Consider the following 18,036-nt stretch of genomic DNA (forward strand, 5'->3'; position numbering starts at 1 on the left):
TGACCCAACCATCGGCAGGTGGGATCACGTGCACGGCCTGTTAAGGTCGGTGTTTTCACGCATCACACAGGTGGAACGATGAGCATGCACGCGCGCCGCACACGGCGCTGGACCGGCCTGGTCCTGTCGATGGGACTGCTGGCGGTGGCTCCGCTGGCCTGGGCCGCGTCCCCGCAGCCCGCCCAGGTACAGGCCCAGGGCGTCAACGGCTACGAACTGCCGTCGGCGGCGCTGCAGGCGGTGGTGGACGCGCCGCGCGCGCCCTCGCTGTACCTGTCGCCACGCCGCGATGTCGCCGCGATGATGCAGATGCCGTCGCTGCCGTCGATCCAGGTGGTGGCGCAGCCGGAACTGAAGCTGGCCGGCCTGCGCATCAACCCGCGCACCTTCTCCGACAGCCGCTTCAGCTTCGGCGAGAAGCTGTGGCTGATGAACGTGGCCGACGGCAAGGAACGGCAGATCAGCGGCCTGCCGGCCACGCTGTCGATCGCCAGCGTGATGTGGTCGCCGGACCAGAAGTGGCTGGCCTTCAACCAGGTCGACGCCGCCAGCGGCGCCAATGAACTGTGGCTGGTGGATGTGGCCGGCGGCAGCGCCCGTCGTCTGGTCGCCGGCCTGAACACGGTGATCGGCAGTGGCTACCAGTGGCTGCCGGACAGCCGCGGCCTGGTGGTGTTCACCCGTCCGGCCAACCTTGGTGCGGCCCCGGCCGCCGACGGCATTCCGACCGGCCCGGCCGTGCAGCAGACCAGCCAGGGCGGCGGCGTGGTGTCGATCCGTACCTACCAGGACCTGCTGAAGAACGAGGCCGACGCGCGCCAGTTCGATTACTACGCCACCACCCAGCCGATGGAAGTCAGCCTGGATGGCAACACCCGCGCGATCGGCGCAGCTGGCATCTTCATGGGCTTTGCGGTGTCGCCGGATGGCCGCTTCGTGCTGCGCCAGCCGGTGCAGCGGCCGTATTCCTACGTGGTGCCGGTGAGCAGTTTCCCGCGCCGCATTGAAGTGATCGACCGTGCCAGCGGCAAGCTGGTGCACACCGTGGCCGTGCGTCCGCTGGTGGAAGGTTTGCCGACCGGCAACGACGCTGAAGTGACCGGCGTGCGCGATATCAGCTGGCGTGGTGATGCCGATGCCACGCTGGTCTGGGCCGAAGCCCAGGACGGCGGCGACCCGAACAGGGAGGCCAAGGTGCGCGATGCGGTGCTGATGCAGGCTGCGCCGTTCGACAAGCCGCCGGTCACGTTGGCCCAGCTCGGCAGCCGTCTGGTGGGCATCAACTGGGGCCGTGGCGACCTGGCCCTGCTGACCGAGTCGTGGTGGAAGACGCGCAAGACCAGGACCTGGCTGATCGCCCCGGACAATGCCGGAGCCGAGCCGCGCCTGCTGTGGGATCGCGACGGGCAGGACCGCTATTCCGATCCGGGCCGGCCGCTGTTGTCCAGCGACGACCGCGGGCGCTCGCTGCTGCAGACCAGCGCCGATGGCAGCAGCCTGTATCTGGCCGGTGCCGGTGCATCGCCGGAAGGCGATCGTCCGTTCGTGGACCGCTTCGACGTTGCCACGGGCAAGGCCACCCGCCTGTTCCACTCGCAGGCGCCGAGCTATGCGCTGCCGGTGGCGTTGCTGGACAACCAGGCCAGCTCGCTGCTGCTGAGCCGCGAGAGCCCGGATGAGCCGGCCAACTTCTACGTGCAGTCGCTGGCCGATGCCGGTGCTGCACCGCGTGCGCTGACTCACTTCGCGCATCCGCTGCCGCAGTTGAAGGGCGTGCAGAAGGAGCAGATCCGCTACAAGCGCAAGGATGGCGTCGACCTGACCGCGACCCTGCTGCTGCCGCCGGGCTACGACCCGAAGCGCGACGGCCCGCGGCCGCTGCTGATGTGGGCCTACCCGGGCGAGTTCAAGAGTGCGGCTGCGGCCAGCCAGGTGACCGATTCGCCGTACCGCTTCAATTCGGTCAGCTACTGGGGCCCGCAGGCGTTCCTGGCCAAGGGGTATGTGGTGCTGGCCAGCCCGTCGATGCCGATCATCGGCGAGGGCGACAAGGAGCCGAACGACACCTACATCGAACAGTTGGTGGCCAACGCGCAGGCAGCCGTGGATGAAGTGGTGCGCCGTGGCGTGACCGATCGCGATCACATCGCCATTGGTGGCCATTCCTACGGTGCGTTCATGACCGCCAACCTGCTGGCGCATACGCGCCTGTTCAAGGCGGGCATCGCGCGCAGCGGCGCCTACAACCGCACGCTTACGCCGTTCGGCTTCCAGGCCGAGGAGCGCAACTACTGGCAGGCGCAGGACGTCTACCAGAAGATGGCGCCGTTCAACTACGCCGACAGGATCAAGGATCCGATCCTCTTCATCCACGGCGTGGACGACAACAACTCCGGCACGTTCCCGATGCAGAGCGAGCGCATGTTCGCCGCAGTGAAGGGCCTGGGTGGTACCGCGCGCCTGGTGATGCTGCCGAACGAATCGCATGCCTACCGTGCACGCGAGTCGATCATGACCATGCTGGCCGAAAGCGAGCGCTGGCTGGAACAGACCATCGGCCCGGCCGAGCAGGGCAAGGCGAAGAAGAAGCGCTGACGTGACCCGGTAGTGCCGGCCGCTGGCCGGCAACCTCATGGACCTACGCGACCTGAGGTTGCCGGCCAGCGGCCGGCACTACCAGATGAAACCATTTTTGCAACGCAGCACGATGCCCGTTCTGGGATAGGCTTGGGGTCTGGATCCGATGACCGAGGCCTGTGCGTCGCCGATGAACGAGTACCGCAGCAGCATCGAGTTTGCTTCCCCCGATCTTCCGCTTCGCGATGATGTGCGCCGGCTCGGCGCGCTGGTTGGCGACCTGCTGGTTGAACAGGTCTCCGCCGCCTTCCTCGACGATGTGGAAGACGTGCGCACCCGCGCCATCGCCCGCCGCGAGAACCAGGCGCCGTTGTCGGAGCTGGCCGATGGCCTGGCCGGGCGCACGCCGCAGCAGGCCGAAACCATGGTGCGGGCCTTCAGCACCTACTTCCAGGTGGTCAACATCGCCGAGCGCGTGCATCGCATCCGCCGTCGCCGTGACTACCAGCGCGCCGGTACCGCAGGGGCGCAGCCCGATGGCCTGCAGGATGCACTGCAGCACCTGAAGGCGCAGGGTGTGGGCCTGGACGAGCTGGCGCAGTGGCTGCCACGCATCGACATTGAACCGGTGTTCACCGCACACCCGACCGAAGCGGTACGCCGCGCGCTGCTGGAAAAAGAGCAGTTGATGGTGGCCAGCCTGGTCGACAACCTCGACGGCCAGCGCACCCCGGGTGAGGCCGCCGCCGATGCCGCGCGCTTCCGCATGGCGCTCACCGCGTCGTGGCAGACCACCGATTCCTCACCGGTGCGGCCCACCGTGGATGACGAGCGCGAGCACGTCGGCTTCTATCTGGTGCAGGTGCTGTACCGGGTGATTCCGGTGCTGTACGAATCGCTGCAGCAGGCGTTGCGCGATACCTATGGCGAAGAACTGCCGCTGCCGCGCCTGCTGCGTTTCGGTACCTGGGTGGGCGGCGACATGGACGGCAACCCGAACGTGGATGCCCATACCATCCGCAATACGCTGGATGCGCAGCGGCAGGCGGTACTGGGCCGTTACCAGAAGGAACTGCTGCAGCTGGCCAGCCTGCTCAGCCAGTCCACCGAGCGGGTGGGCGTAAGCGATGCACTGCAGGCGCGCGTGGCGCAGTACCACCAGTTGCTGCCGCAGGTGCAGTCGCGCCCGCGCCATGCCGACATGCCCTACCGCCTGCTCAATGACCGCATGCGTGCACGCCTGCAGGCCACGCTGGATGACGGCGAAGGCGCCTACGCCGGCCCTGATGAACTGATCGAGGACCTGCAGTTGATCCTCGACAGCCTGCGCGCCAACCGCGGCGAACATGCCGGTGGCTTCGCCGTACAGCGCCTGCTGTGGCGGGTGAAGACCTTCGGCTTCCACCTGGCACGGTTGGACGTGCGCCAGGAATCGAGCGTGCATGCGCGCGCGCTGGCCACCGTGCTGGGCGGCGACGCAGCGTGGGACAGTCTCGATACCGTGGGGCGTGCGCGTCTGCTGGCGCCGCATGCCAGTGGTGACGCGCCGTTGCCGAAGGGCGACGACGAAGGCAACCAGCGTCTGGATGCGGTATTTGCGGCGTTGGCCGATGCGCGTGTGCGCCATGGTGGCGATGCGCTGGGCAGCTACATCATCTCGATGGCACACGACCGCAGTGACGTGCTGGCCGTGCTTGCGCTGGCACGCCGTGGCGGCCTGGTGGAAGCGGGCGGGGCGGTGCCGCTGGATATTGCGCCATTGTTCGAAACCGTGGACGACCTCAAGCGTGGCACCGCGACCCTGCGCGACCTGCTGGCCGACCCGGTGTACCGTGCGCATCTGCGTGCACGCGATGACGTGCAGATGGTGATGCTGGGGTACTCGGACAGCAGCAAGGACGGAGGCATCGCTGCCTCACGCTGGGGCCTGCAACGTGCACAGGTGGAACTGATGGAAGTGGCGGCCGAGGCGGGCATCCGCCTGACCTTCTTCCATGGCCGTGGCGGTTCGATCAGCCGTGGTGGTGGCAAGACCACGCATGCGGTCGACGCCTCGCCGCGCGGGAGCATCGATGGCCGCCTGCGGGTGACCGAGCAGGGCGAGGTGATCCACCGCAAGTACGGCATCCGTGCATTGGCCCTGCGCTCGCTGGAACAGGCCACGGGTGCGGTGCTGCGCGCCAGCCTGCGCCCGCGTGCAGCGGAGCCGCGCGAGGATGACTGGCGGCCGGTGATGGATGTGGTCGCCGGCTCCAGCAGCGAGGTCTACCGCACCTTCGTCGGCCAGTCTGGCTTCATGGACTACTTCCGCACGGCCACGCCGATCGACGTGATCGAGCGGATGACGCTGGGTTCGCGTCCGTCGCGCCGGCTCGGTCAGGACGCAGCACTGGGCAACCTGCGTGCGATTCCGTGGGTGTTCGCCTGGAGCCAGGCGCGTGCCGTCATTCCCGGCTGGTATGGCGTGGGCAGCGGACTGCAGGCGGCGGTCGATGCTGGTCACGAGCAGACCCTGCGCGAGATGGCACGTGACTGGCCGTTCTTCCGTACCTTCCTGGACGACATCGCGATGGTGCTGTCCAAGGGGGATATCACCATTGCCGAGCAGTTCTCGCTGTTGTCGGGCGACCTGCACGGGCGCTTCTTCCCGCAGGTACAGCGCGAACTGGAACTGACCCGGCACTGGCTGCTGGCGCTGATGGACCAGCAGACGCTGCTCGACCACGATGCGCGGCTGTCGCTGTCGATCCGTCTGCGCAATCCCTATGTCGATCCGATCAGCGTGCTGCAGGTGGATCTGCTGCAGCGTTGGCGCGAAAGCGGGCGCGAGGATGACGAGCTGCTGCGCGCGCTGGTGGCCTGCGTGAACGGTGTTTCGCAGGGTGTGCAGAACACCGGGTGAAATGCATCCGCCGGGCGTGGCCCGGCGAATTCGAAATGGTAGTGCCGGCCGCTGGCCGGCAACCTCATGATGTCTGGCAGCACGCGCGAGGTTGCCGGCCAGCGGCCGGCGCTACCTCACTCTTCCGGCGACGGCGGGTTCGACGCCAGCAGTTCCAGATGGCGCTGCTCCATTTCCTGGCGCAGTTGGCGGCGGATCAATGCGGCTGCCTGGCGGCGCTTCTCGTCCGACGTGACCGGCTGCAACGACGGCACCGGCGTCGGCCGGCCTTCCTCGTCCACGGCCACCATGGTGAAGAAACAGCTGTTGGCGTGGCGCACGCTGCGCTTGAGGATGTCCTCGGCCACCACCTTGATGCCGATCTCCATCGACGAGGTGCCGGTGTAATTCACCGAGGCCAGGAAGGTGACCAGCTCGCCCACCGCGATGGGCTGGCGGAACATCACCTGGTCCACCGACAGGGTGACCACGTAGCTGCCGGCGTAACGGCTGGCGCAGGCGTAGGCGACCTGGTCGAGCAGGCGCAGGATGGCGCCGCCGTGGACCTTGCCGGAGAAATTGGCCATCTCCGGCGACATCAGCACGGTCATGGACAGCTGGTGGGTTTTGAGTTCGGTCGACATGGGGCGATTGTATCGGCAACCGGTAGTGCCGGCCGCTGGCCGGCAACCACGCGATTGTTTCCGGAGGCCATGAAAAAGCCGGCCAGCGGCCGGCTCTACCAGAAGCAGAAGGGCCGCGTGAGCGGCCCTTCGTGTTTCTTACTTCAGCTTCGCATCGGCGCGCAGGGCGGCAGCGCGGTCGGTCTTCTCCCAGGAGAAGGCCGTGGCGTTGACGGTCTCGCCTTCGCCGTTGAGGTAGCTGAACTCCTTCGGCTTGCGGCCGAAGTGGCCATAGGCCGCAGTCTGCTGGTACATCGGGTGCACCAGGTCCAGCATCTTGATGATGCCGTACGGGCGCAGGTCGAAGTGCTTGCGGATCAGCTTCTCGATCTTGTCGTCGCTGATCTTGCCGGTGCCGAAGGTGGTGACCGAGATCGAGGTCGGCTCAGCCACGCCGATGGCGTAGGAGACCTGCACTTCGCAACGGTCGGCCAGGCCGGCGGCAACCACGTTCTTGGCCACGTAGCGGGCCGCGTAGGCTGCCGAACGGTCGACCTTGGACGGGTCCTTGCCGGAGAAGGCGCCACCACCGTGACGGGCCCAGCCGCCGTAGGTATCGACGATGATCTTGCGGCCAGTCAGGCCGCAGTCGCCCACCGGGCCGCCGATCTCGAACTTGCCGGTCGGGTTGATGTGGAACTTGGTGCCCTTGTGCAGCCACTTGGCCGGCAGCACCGGCTTGATGATCTCTTCGCGGACGGCCTCGATGAGGTCCTTCTGCTTGATGCCCGGGGCGTGCTGGGTCGACAGGACCACGGCGTCGATGGCCGAGACCACGCCGTTTTCATAGCGCAGGGTGACCTGGCTCTTGGCGTCCGGGCGCAGCCACGACAGCGGCGAGTTCTTCTTCTTGCGGATCTTGGCCTGCTGCTCGACCAGGCGGTGCGACAGGTGGATCGCGGCCGGCATGTAGCTGTCGGTCTCGTTGGTGGCATAGCCGAACATCAGGCCCTGGTCGCCAGCGCCCATTTCTTCCGGCTTCTTGCGATCCACGCCCTGGGCGATGTGCGGCGACTGCTTGCCGATCAGGTTCAGCACGCCACAGGTGGCGCCGTCGAAGCCGACGTCGGAGCTGTCATAGCCGATGTCCGTGATGACCTTGCGGGTCAGCGCTTCCAGGTCGATCCAGGCGCTGGTGGTGATCTCACCGGCCACAATGGCAACACCGGTCTTGACCATGGTCTCGCAGGCCACGCGGGCGCGCTGGTCCTGGGTCAGGATCGCGTCCAGCACCGCATCGGAGATCTGGTCGGCAACCTTGTCCGGATGGCCTTCGGAGACCGACTCGGAGGTGAAGAGATAGCTGGACATCAGGCGTAATATCCCTTGATTCGGATGGAAAGATGGGCGCGAATGATACACGGGGTGCGCCGCCTGTGCATTGTGAACCTGTACCGGTTGCCGGTGGTTAAGCCCGCGTAGCCCCGGCAGGGGCCGTCCGGCCGGGATTGGGGCTCAGCCTCGAGGTCCAGTGTTCCACCAGCGTGACAACGCAGCGGGCGGCTACCGGCCCCGACTGCGCGGGCCACAACGCCCGGCAGCGGCTGTGCGGCCGTCATCGTTCTGCCCAAAAACCGCCATCTGGCTGCCGCCTGCCGGGCGCAGGCTGTCGGCCAATCCGGCCGCCGGGCATGAGTGGATCCGCCATGCAGGAACTTGAACAGCGTCTCCAGCAACGCTTCCCCGATTGGTTCCATGGCCGCCGGGGCCAACTGGCGCGACCACTGCTGCGCAGCGTCGGTCGCTGGTCGCGGCTGGACCAGATCGAAGCCTTCCTGCAGCGCAGCTCAGGCCTGCGTGGCTTCGGCTTCGTCGCCGCCGGCCTGGAGTTCATCGACGGCCAGTACCAGGTGGATCCGGCCGCGCTGGCCAGGATCCCGGCCACCGGCCGCCTGCTGATCGTCGCCAACCATCCCTCCGGGGCACTGGATGCCCTCGCTCTGCTGGACGCGGTCGGCCGCATCCGCCGTGACGTGCGGATCGTGGCCAACGACCTGTTGGGGGCAATCGCGCCACTGCAGGACCTGCTGCTGCCGGTACGCATCCTCGGTGGCAAGGCCCAGCGTGGCAGCCTGCATGCCGTCGAAGAGGCGCTGGCCGCCGAGCAGTGCGTGATCGTGTTCCCGGCCGGCGAGGTCTCGCGGCTGTCGCTGCGCGGCATCCGTGATGGTCGCTGGCAGCGCGGTTTCGTCCGCTTTGCCCGTGCCGCTGGCGCGCCGGTGCTGCCGGTGCGTGTGGAGGCGCGCAACTCGGCGCTGTTCTACGGCGCCTCGACCCTGTTCAAGCCGGCGGGCACCGCGCTGCTGGCGCGCGAGATGTTCACCCGTCGTGGCCGTCCGCTGCGGCTGCGCATCGGTGAGCCGATGCAGCTGGGCAAGGGCGGCGACCCGGGCGCACAGCTGCTGGCGGTGCGCCGCGCGCTGTATGCGCTGGGCCGTAATGGGGCCGCGGGCGATGCAGCTGCTGTAGCAGGCCCCGAGCCGCTGGCGTCCCCGGTGCCGCCTTCACAGGTGGCCGCAGGCATCGCCGCGGCGACCCAGCTGGGCCAGACCGCCGACGGCAAGCAGATCCTGCTGGCGACCTGTACCGCCGATTCGCCGCTGCTGCTGGAGCTGGGGCGTCTGCGCGAGCTGACCTTCCGCCAGGTAGGCGAGGGCACCGGGCGCAGCCGCGATCTGGACGATTACGATCCGCGGTACGAACACATCGTGATCTGGGACGCGGCCGCGCAGCGCATCGCCGGCGCCTACCGGATCATGCGTGGTGCCCACGCGCTGGCCCGGCACGGCCTGTCCGGGCTCTACAGCGCGTCGCTGTTCCGCTATTCCGACGACGCCATCACCCACATCGCCGAAGGCCTGGAACTGGGCCGCAGCTTCGTGGTGCCTGATTACTGGGGCAGCCGCAGCCTGGACTACCTGTGGCAGGGCATCGGTGCCTACCTGCAGTGCCGGCCCGGCATCCGCTACCTGTTCGGCGCCGTGTCGATCAGCGCAGCGCTGCCACGCGATGCACGCGAGCAGCTGGTGGCGTACTACCAGCGCTACTACAGCGGTACCGCCGGCCTGGCCGAATCGAACCGCCCGTTCCAGTACTTCGCCGCGCCGCCAAGTTTCGGCGAGCTGGATGCAGGTGCCGCGTTCGATGTGCTCAAGGCCAACCTGGCCGCACTCGGCACCGGCGTGCCGACGCTGTATCGCCAGTACACCGATCTGTGCGAACCCGGTGGCGCCCGTTTCCTTGCCTTCGGTGTCGACCCGGACTTCAGTGATTCGATCGACGGCCTGATTGAAGTGGACCTGTGCGCGATCAGGCCGAACAAGCGCAAACGCTACCTGCGCGACGCGGGGGCGCCGGCATGAGCGCGCTGGCGAACCTGTCGCCGCACCGGCGCGCAGTGTTCGTCTCCGACGTGCACCTGGGGTCACGTCATTGCCATGCCACCGAGCTGGCGCGGTTCCTCTCGCAGCTGCGCTGCGAACGGTTGTACCTGGTGGGCGACATCATCGACCTGTGGTGGATGGCGCATCGCCGCGCCAACTGGCGCCAGTCGCATAGCGAAGTCATCCAGGCCCTGCACGCGCTGCGCCGTGCCGGGACCGAGATCGTCTACATCCCCGGCAACCATGACGCGTCACTGCGCCACGTGTGCGGGCTGATGCTCCCAGCGATGCAGGTGCGCCGCCGCGCCATCCATGTGACCGCCGATGGCCGTCGCCTGCTCGTTGCGCATGGGGACGAGTACGACGGCGTGACCCACTTCGGTGGCCTGCAGGAAAAGTTCGGTGACTGGCTGTACTACCGCATCCTGACCGGCAACCAGGCGTTGAATGCGGTGCGGCGGCTGCTGGGGATGCGCTACTGGTCGCTGTCGGAGTTCCTGAAGAAGCGCAGCGGTGCGGCCGAACGCTACATCGAACGCTTCGTGCAGGCCGGGCTGGACGACGTGCGGCGGCGCGGACTGGATGGCATCGTCTGTGGCCACATCCACCGCGCCGCGCTGATCGAGCGCGATGGCCTGGTCTATGCCAACGACGGCGACTGGGTGGAGAGCCTGACCGCGCTGGCCGAAGACCATGATGGCGCGCTGCGCCTGCTTGACCACAATGGCCAGACCCTGGTGGAACTGCCGGGCGCGCGCATCAAGCAAGCGGCTTGACCCACTCTTGTAGAGTCGAGCCATGCTCGACTGCTCTTCTCAGACTGCCCCGCGTACAGCAGTCGAGCATGGCTTGTATGTTCCTCCCGGCTCCTACGCGGTATGTAGGAGCCAGGGTGGAGGGACCGTCAAGCATGCATCTGCGGATACTAGCCGACAGACGAGTCGAGCGATCCCCATCCCGCACACGAACGTCGATAAAGGATCGTACGGCCCCCAAAGGGGATCGTCGATGTAGGCAAGCTAACGTCGGTGCGGTACCACCCCAGCCCCTTAAAGATAGCTGGGAGCCGTACAAATGTCTGATTCTCTCGATATTGGCGTGGACGTGGACTCCAAGGAGTTCGTACCGGCAGTGGCCGACCGCAAGGCCGGCGACAGGATCGCCAACACCCGGGCCGGCATAGCCCAGTGGCTCAACACCTTGCCCCAGCGATGCCGGATTGGCATGGAGGCGACGGGGCGGTACTACGAGTTGTTGGCTCGGATGGCTGGCCAGGCAGGCCACGTTGTCTATGTGATCAATCCACGTCTGATCAAGCACTACGGCCGGGCGACGGGCTCGCGTGGCAAGACGGACGCCATGGACGCCGAAGCGATCGCCCGGTACGTGAAGAAGGAGAACGATCGCCTGCGTGAATACGTACCGCGTACCGATGAGCAGCAGCAGATGCACGATTTGCTGCGCAAGCGGCAGACGCTGGTAAAGACACGCGCGCGCCTGGAGCAATCCTTCGGGGTAAGCAAAAGTGCCCCCGGGGAGCTGTCAGATCTGTTCTGCGCTCTGGCTGGGACGCTGTCCGAGCTGGAAAGCGAACTGCAGCGCTTGGGTCGCGATGGAGAGCATGGCGCGCTCTACAAGCGCCTGTTGACCATCCCTGGTATCGGCCCTGCCGTCGCCGCTCACCTGATTTACTACATGACGCGCTGGCCGTTGGCCAACGCCAACGCGTGGATCGCCTGCACGGGCCTGGATCCCCGGCCTAACGAGTCTGGCGGCAGAACGGGACGGCGTCGGCTGTCCAAACAGGGCGCGCCAGTGCTGCGCCAGATGCTCTACATGGCCGCAATGGGGCTCAAGCGGTGTCGCCAGGGGCAACCGCTCTACGACGAGCTGTCAAAACGCGGTCACCCCAGCACCGCCGTCTTCAACATCCTGGCCAGAAAGCTGGCCAGGATCGCCTGGGGTGTCTTCAAAAGCGGCCGGGACTTCGATCCGGCCATGCTGAAGGTGGGTCAAGCCTGCTTCCAGCAGGCTTGACCACGAACATAGGATCTCGACTCTACAAAAGAGCGCGAGCGGCTGTGCCATCAAGACGGCACGCCCGCAAGCCGCTAGCATCGGCCCATGGATTCCCTGACCCAGATCGTGCTCGGCGGCGCCGTCGCTGCTGCCATCGCCCCGCCCGGACATCGCCGTGCGGCCCTGCTGGCCGGTGCCGCGCTCGGCACCCTGCCGGACCTCGACGCCCTGTGGCTCGGCTTCACTGCCGCCGACCCGGTGGCGAACATGATCGAGCACCGCAGCTTCAGCCACTCGCTGCTGGTGCTGCCTTGGGTGGCGGCACTGATCTGGTGGTTGTTCAAGCGCTTCGGCAATGGCCGCGTCGCCCAGTCACCGGTGCGCTGGTTCTGGGCGATCCAGCTGGCGCTGGTCACCCATCCCATGCTGGATGCGTTCACCGTCTACGGCACCCAGCTGTGGTGGCCGCTGCGCCCACACCCGACCATGGGTTCCAGTGTCTTCATCATCGATCTCGGCTACACGGTATGGCTGCTGCTGGGCTGCGTGCTGGCCTGGTTTGGTCGCGCCCGCCCCTGGGCTGGCAAGGTGCTGGGTGTGGCGTTGCTGGTCAGCAGTGCCTACCTGGGTTGGGGCCTGATCGCCAAGGCGCAGGTCGACCGTGCTGCCCAGCAGAGCCTGGCGGCGATGGGCCTGGGCGATGCGCCGCGCTTCTCGGTGCCGATGCCGTTCAACACCCTGCTGTGGCGCGTGGTGGCAATGACGCCGAACGGCTACGTGGTGGGCGACCGCTCGCTGGTGGCCGACCACGGGCCGATGCGGTTCGAAGGCCACGCATCCAACGTGCAGGCCTTGCGCGAAGCGCAGGCCATCCCGGCGGTGCAGCAGCTGACGTGGTTCAATCGTGGCTTCATGCGTGCGCAGGTGGTGGACGGCCGGCTGGTGCTGAGCGACCTGCGTATGGGGCTGGAACCGGACTACACCTTCAACTTCGCGGTGGCCGAGCAGGCTGATGGGCAGTGGCGGGCGATCACGCCCGAGCAGGTGCGGGTGGATTACAGCAGCCCGGCTGCACGCGCCGACGTCGGACGCCGGTTGGCCGCGATGTGGCAGCGGATCTGGCATCAGCCGGCAGCACAGCCGGGTGCGGTCGACCACAGCGCCGTGCATTGATCCGTAGATCCACGCCATGCGTGGATGGCGCGGACATCGGCGATGGCAGCCACGCATGGCGTGGCTCTACTGCCTCCATCGGCGGTGCAGTGTCGCATCCGTAGATCCACGCCATGCGTGGATGGCGGGGTGCATCGGCCAAGGCAGCCACGCATGACGTGGCTCCACCGAATCAATACACCGTGGCGCGGCCCTGCACGAACGAATAGAAGAACACCGCGTTCGGATCGTTCTGCACCAGGCGGAACTCGCGACGCATGCCTTCCACGGTTTCCTCGTCCACCGATCCGGCCTGCAACAGCTGGTCGGCAGCCGACAGCAGCAGTTGTTCCCAGAACGCGATCATCGTCTTGCGACGGGCCGGTTCGCGGTTGTCCAGGTGGATGGTCTTGATCTCGGTGTGCACGTCGCGGAAGCCGCCGGCTAGCAGCAGGTTGCCCAGCTTGGCGCCGACGAACGGATCTCCCCCGTGGTCGTACTGGAAATCGTTGAAGGCCATCCAGTAGCGCCAGATATGCGGCGAATACGGGTCGAGCAGGAACGAGGCATTCATCACCTCGGTGATGTAGACCGGCGAACCCGGGGCCAGCACGCGGCGCACTTCGCTCAATACGCGTGCTGGTGACGGCACGTGCTCCAGCACCCAGCACAGGAACGCCGCGTCGAAGCTGCGTGCTTCGAACGGCAGCTCGCCGGCGTCGGCCTGCTGCAGGGTGTAGCGGTCGCTGCACCACGGTGTGCGCGCCAGGTTCTCGCGCGCGGTGGCCAGCTGTGTTTCGCTCAGGTCCACGCCGGTCACGTGCAGATCGGGGAAGCGGCGCAGCAGGATTTCGGTCTGCGCGCCGACGCCGCTGCCGACTTCCAGCAGGCGACGCGCGCCGCTGTAGTCGATCTGGCCGAAGATGCTCGATTCCAGCAGCCGTGCCTGGGTCATCAGGCGCTGCTGCTCGGTGCCGGAGAATCCGTGCAGGTAGGTCGGGGAGGAAATCGGCGGGGTCATGGGGGCGGGCTCTTGTAGCGTCGAGCGTGATCAATGGAAGGGGCGCGTAGAGTCGAGCGTGCTCGACTGTTCAGAAAGCCAGTCGAGCACGCTCGACTCTACGGTGTGGAGCAGTCGAGCAAGCTCGACTCTACGGATCAAGGCAGTCGGGCGGGTTACGAGGGGCTGGCGCGCTCAGGCTGCCGAAGACAACGCCGGTTCCCCGGCAATCAGGCGGTCGAAGTACTCGGTCGTCAATGCGATCTGGCTGGCCGGATCTTCGGCACGGTTGACCACCGCGCGGAAGGCGGCATTCTCCGGTCGATCCTTGGCGTACCAGCCCAGGTGCTTGCGCGCGATGCGCACGCCCTGCGGCTCGCCATAAAACGCATGCAGTGCATGCAGGTGGCCGAGCAGGATGTCGCGCACTTCTGCCAGTGACGGCGGCGGCAGTTCCTCGCCGGTGGCCAGGTAATGCGCCACCTCGCGGAAGATCCATGGCCGGCCCTGTGCCGAGCGGCCGATCATCACTGCATCCACGCCGGTTTCCTTCAGGACGTAGGCGGCCTTCTGCGGCGAATCGATATCGCCGTTGGCGATCACCGGAATGCGCAGTGCGGCCTTGATCTCGCCGATCGTGGCGTACTCGGCCTGGCCGGTGTAGTGCTGGTCGCGGGTGCGGCCGTGCACCGCCAGTGCGGCGATACCGCTGTTCTCTGCGATGCGCGCGATCACCGGACCATTGCGATGGTCGCAGTCCCAACCGGTACGGATCTTCAGCGTGACCGGCACGTCCACCGCGTTGACCACGGCTTCGAGGATGCGCGCCACCAGCTGTTCGTCGCGCATCAGTGCCGAACCGGCCCAGGCGTTGCACACCTTCTTGGCCGGGCAGCCCATGTTGATGTCGATGATCTGCGCGCCGTGGTCCACGTTGTAGCGGGCGGCTTCGGCCAACTGCTGCGGCTCGGTGCCGGCGATCTGCACGCTGATCGGTGCCGGCTCGCCGTCATGGTCCATGCGATGGATCGACTTGCGCGTGGTCCAGAAGCGCGGGTCGCTGATGGTCATTTCCGAGGCGGCCAGTCCCGCGCCCAGCCGTTTGCACAGCAGGCGGAAAGGCTTGTCGGTGACGCCGGCCATGGGCGCCAGCACGACGTTGGGGGCAATGGTGTACGGGCCGATCTGCATGCGCCCATTGTAGGGCGCGGGCGGCGGTACGGCCGTGTCGGGCGCGGTCCGGTTCAGGCCGATCCGCACCCAGCTCATGCCGTACCGGCATCAACAGATGCTTGACGGTTGCTTCCGCCGCCCCCAAGGGCGGGCGATGGTAGGCGGCTACCCCAGGCTCTGCCAGGCCTGGCGGGTCCCCAGCGCGAAGGCCAGCCCCAGGCTGAGGCAGGCCAGTGAACTGAGTACCCAGAAGTGCCGGCCGTTGTAGCCGGGCCGGAGCAGCGCCAGCCCGAAGCCCATCGCCGCGCGCACCAGCAACAGCAGGGCGATGCCCGACAGCACCGGACGGCTGGCCGGCAGCGGCGAATGCCAGCCTGCGGCTGCCAGCGCGTACAGCGTCCAGGCCACCAGCACGGCAGTAATGCCGGCGGTCATCAGTGGTGGCCACCAATGCCCCGCCTGTGCCAGCCGGACCATGCGCTGGCCAGCGCCGAACCACCGGTACCAGGGTGCCCCAAAGGCAATGCAGCCGATATGCAGCAAGGCTGCGATGGCACTGCCGGCGGCGGCAACCAGCAACCAGGGGAATCCGTCCATGTCCTGCCCGTGCAGAGAAGCTGCGCGGATGTTCGGCGAGGGGCGGGGTGAGGGCAATGCGGCAGGCGGTCGCAGAGCTGGACAATGGGCAAAAGAAAGGCCCGGATGCCAGCGCACCCGGGCCTTCCCATCCACGCATGGCGTGGATCTACTTCACTTCCACGTCGGCCGGGGTGAAGCGCGGCATTGCCGCAGCAGCGCCTTCCTTCTCGGTCGAACGACCGGCGAACTGGTTGGCGAAGCGCACGTGGCGGGCGAACGGGGCGTCGGCCACCTGCGCCAGCGACGCGGCCAGCGCACCGTTGAAGGCGTCACCGGCACCGGTGGTGTCGATCGCCTGCACCTGTTCGGCACCCACGCGGTAGTACGGCTGGGTATCGCCGCGCAGGTTCTCGTCGGCATGCGACACGAATACACCCACCGAACCCAGGGTCACCACCACGGTACCGTTGCCGACCAGCTTGCGGCACAGCGCATGCAGGCTGGCACCATCCAGCGCGGCGACGTCGTTGGCATCCACGCGCTCACCGACATGGCGGCCGAGCAGGGCTGCGAACTCGGTCTCGTTCGGGGTGATCACATCGGCCAGCTTGAGCAGGCCGATGGTCGAAGGGGCGTCGGCCGGTGCGGTGTTGAGCACGGTGGTGACGCCGGCCTCGCGGGCCGTGGCCAGCGCCGCTTCGATGGTCTGCACCGGCGATTCCAGCTGCACCAGCACCACCTTGGCGCCGGTCAGCAGGGCCTGCTGCTGTTGCAGGAAGTCGGTGCTCAGCGCGGCGTTGGCACCCGGTCCGATCACGATGGTGTTGCGGCCACGGGCATCGACGTAGATGCCGGCGGTGCCGGTCGGCTCGCTGCTGGCCTCGGCGATCAGCGCGAATCCATCCTGCGCGGCCAGCTCACGGGCGGTGGCACCACCGGCGTCGTCGCCCAGCGCGCATACGAAGTGCGTGTCGGCACCGGCGCGGCAGGCCGCCACGGCCTGGTTGAAGCCCTTGCCACCGGGGCCGGTGCTGTAACGGCCGGCAATGGTCGCACCCGGTGCCGGCAGCGACTCGCACCGCCACACGTGATCGACATTGAAGGAACCGACGACAACGACACTGCTGCTCATAGGGAATCTTTTCTCAACCAAGGGTTCAACTGAAGTGCGTCAGCACGCCGGCGATGGTCGCCGTCATGAAGGTGGCAATGGTACCGCCCAACACCGCGCGCAGGCCGAACTTGGCCAGATCGTGGCGACGTTCCGGGGCCAGGCCGCCGATGCCGCCGATCTGGATCGCGATCGAGCTGAAGTTGGCGAAGCCGCACAGCGCGTAGGTGGCGATCAGGCGACCTTCCTCGGACAGGCTCACGCCGGCGATCTGACCGTTCACGATCTGCGACAGCTCGGTGTAGGCCACGAACTCGTTGATCACGACCTTCTGGCCGATCAGCGAACCGACGGTGGTGGCATCGGCCCACGGGGTGCCGATCACCCAGGCGATCGGGGCCAGCACGTAACCGAAGATGGTCGACAGGTTGGTCGGCTTGCCGATGGCAGCGGCCAGGCCGGTCACATCGCCGATCCAGGTCAGCGGGGCGTTCAGCAGCGCGATCAGGGCGATGAAGGCCAGCAGCATCGCACCGATGTTCAGCGCCAGCTTCAGGCCGTCACCGGCGCCGGCTGCGGCCGCGTCGATGATGTTGCTGGAGGTCTTCTCGACTTCCATCTTCACCGTGCCGCGGGTCAGCGGGGTGCCGGTTTCCGGAATCAGCAGCTTGGCCACGACCAGCGTGGCCGGCGCGGCCATGATGCTGGCCGCCAGCAAGTGCTTGGCGTAGAAGGCCTGCTGCGCCGGATCGCCACCGCCGAGCATGCCCACGTAGGCCGCCAGCACGCCGCCGGCGATGTGCGCCATGCCGCCGATCATCATGGTCAGCAGCTCGGACTGGGTCATCCTGGCGATGTACGGGCGCACGGTCAGCGGCGCCTCGGTCTGGCCGATGAAGACGCTGGCGCAGACGCTGGTGGTTTCCGCACCCGACACGCGCATCACCTTGGTGATCGACCAGGCCATCACGCGCACGATGCCCTGCATGATGTTGAGGTGGTACATCACCCCCATCAGCGCAGAGAAGAAGATGATGGTCGGCAACACCTGGAAGGCGAAGATGAAGCCGTAGTTCTTGGTGTCCATCAACGAGCCGAAGATGAAGCCCGAGCCCTCGTTGACGTAGCTGAGGATCTTGACGAAGCCCTTGCCCAGCGCGTCGAACACGTCGCGCCCGCCCGGCACCAGGATCACCAGCGCCGCAAAGGCGATCTGCAGGGTGATACCGGTGGCAACCAGCTTCCAGTCAACCGCGCGCTTGTTATTGGAAAACAACCAGGTGATGCCGATCAGCACCGCCAACCCGAACAGGCCGAAGCCGATCCTGCCCAAACCTTCGACCATGTGAGTGACTCCCCTAGGGCGTCGCGAAAAACGGGAAGCCTAGTGCAGGGCAGGGGCCGGGGCAAGAAAAAGCAGCGTGCGCGCGGCCAACGGTACCGATCAGGCCAGCAACGGCAAGGGCTTGCGGCTGGCG

13 protein-coding genes are annotated in these 18,036 nt (G+C 67.0%); 6 read left to right on the forward strand and 7 right to left on the reverse strand.

From position 1 onward, the window contains the following. Positions 1 to 78 precede the first annotated feature (78 nt). Entirely contained in the window at positions 79 to 2,595 is a 2,517-nt protein-coding gene (locus ACSYS9_RS03355; RefSeq protein ID WP_049461608.1) for a S9 family peptidase, read from the forward strand. Positions 2,596 to 2,767: 172 nt separating this feature from the next. Next, a complete protein-coding gene (gene ppc, locus ACSYS9_RS03360) occupies positions 2,768 to 5,479 on the forward strand; it encodes a phosphoenolpyruvate carboxylase (protein ID WP_049461628.1) in 2,712 nt (903 codons plus the stop codon). A gap of 116 nt (positions 5,480 to 5,595) precedes the next feature. Here the strand turns inward: ppc and ACSYS9_RS03365 are convergent, their stop codons facing one another. Together ACSYS9_RS03365 and metK are read right to left on the reverse strand one after the other, a co-directional pair. Then, positions 5,596 to 6,102 carry an acyl-CoA thioesterase gene (locus tag ACSYS9_RS03365; RefSeq protein WP_049399791.1) on the reverse strand — a complete coding sequence of 169 codons (507 nt, stop codon included), beginning with the start codon at positions 6,100 to 6,102 and terminating at the stop codon, positions 5,596 to 5,598. Between the two features lie 138 nt (positions 6,103 to 6,240). Then, complete coding sequence (metK, locus tag ACSYS9_RS03370) at positions 6,241 to 7,452, reverse strand: methionine adenosyltransferase (protein ID WP_010481882.1); 1,212 nt, start codon at positions 7,450 to 7,452, stop codon at positions 6,241 to 6,243. Positions 7,453 to 7,787: 335 nt separating this feature from the next. Here metK and ACSYS9_RS03375 point away from each other — a divergent pair, with 335 nt between their 5' ends. From ACSYS9_RS03375 to ACSYS9_RS03390, 4 genes are all read left to right on the forward strand, one after another. After that, on the forward strand, positions 7,788 to 9,503 hold the full coding sequence (locus ACSYS9_RS03375) for a lysophospholipid acyltransferase family protein (RefSeq protein ID WP_049461607.1): 1,716 nt from the start codon (positions 7,788 to 7,790) through the stop codon (positions 9,501 to 9,503). Then, positions 9,500 to 10,300: a UDP-2,3-diacylglucosamine diphosphatase gene (locus ACSYS9_RS03380; RefSeq protein ID WP_032129692.1), complete on the forward strand. Its 801-nt coding sequence runs from the start codon at positions 9,500 to 9,502 to the stop codon at positions 10,298 to 10,300. Before ACSYS9_RS03375 ends, ACSYS9_RS03380 begins: the two co-directional genes overlap by 4 nt. Before the next feature lie 298 nt (positions 10,301 to 10,598). After that, the gene (locus ACSYS9_RS03385) at positions 10,599 to 11,561 is read left to right on the forward strand and encodes an IS110 family transposase (RefSeq protein ID WP_228355044.1); all 963 of its coding nucleotides are present in this window, start codon (positions 10,599 to 10,601) and stop codon (positions 11,559 to 11,561) included. 87 nt (positions 11,562 to 11,648) lie between these two features. Then, positions 11,649 to 12,716 (forward strand): metal-dependent hydrolase, encoded by a 1,068-nt coding sequence (locus ACSYS9_RS03390; RefSeq protein ID WP_049461582.1) that lies wholly within the window; start codon positions 11,649 to 11,651, stop codon positions 12,714 to 12,716. A gap of 172 nt (positions 12,717 to 12,888) precedes the next feature. Here the strand turns inward: ACSYS9_RS03390 and ACSYS9_RS03395 are convergent, their stop codons facing one another. From ACSYS9_RS03395 to ACSYS9_RS03415, 5 genes are all read right to left on the reverse strand, one after another. Then, on the reverse strand, positions 12,889 to 13,716 hold the full coding sequence (locus ACSYS9_RS03395) for a class I SAM-dependent methyltransferase (protein ID WP_032129690.1): 828 nt from the start codon (positions 13,714 to 13,716) through the stop codon (positions 12,889 to 12,891). Positions 13,717 to 13,890: 174 nt separating this feature from the next. Next, complete coding sequence (dusB, locus tag ACSYS9_RS03400; protein ID WP_049425080.1) at positions 13,891 to 14,886, reverse strand: tRNA dihydrouridine synthase DusB; 996 nt, start codon at positions 14,884 to 14,886, stop codon at positions 13,891 to 13,893. A 147-nt stretch (positions 14,887 to 15,033) separates the two neighbouring features. Beyond that, complete coding sequence (locus ACSYS9_RS03405) at positions 15,034 to 15,465, reverse strand: hypothetical protein (protein WP_049425064.1); 432 nt, start codon at positions 15,463 to 15,465, stop codon at positions 15,034 to 15,036. A gap of 148 nt (positions 15,466 to 15,613) precedes the next feature. Further along, positions 15,614 to 16,579 carry a ribokinase gene (locus tag ACSYS9_RS03410; protein ID WP_032129936.1) on the reverse strand — a complete coding sequence of 322 codons (966 nt, stop codon included), beginning with the start codon at positions 16,577 to 16,579 and terminating at the stop codon, positions 15,614 to 15,616. A 25-nt stretch (positions 16,580 to 16,604) separates the two neighbouring features. After that, complete coding sequence (locus ACSYS9_RS03415; protein WP_010481870.1) at positions 16,605 to 17,903, reverse strand: NupC/NupG family nucleoside CNT transporter; 1,299 nt, start codon at positions 17,901 to 17,903, stop codon at positions 16,605 to 16,607. Between the last annotated feature and the right edge of the window lie 133 nt (positions 17,904 to 18,036).

This window comes from Stenotrophomonas sp. STK17_22 (assembly GCF_051983905.1).
In the GTDB taxonomy this organism is placed as follows: domain Bacteria; phylum Pseudomonadota; class Gammaproteobacteria; order Xanthomonadales; family Xanthomonadaceae; genus Stenotrophomonas; species Stenotrophomonas maltophilia_A.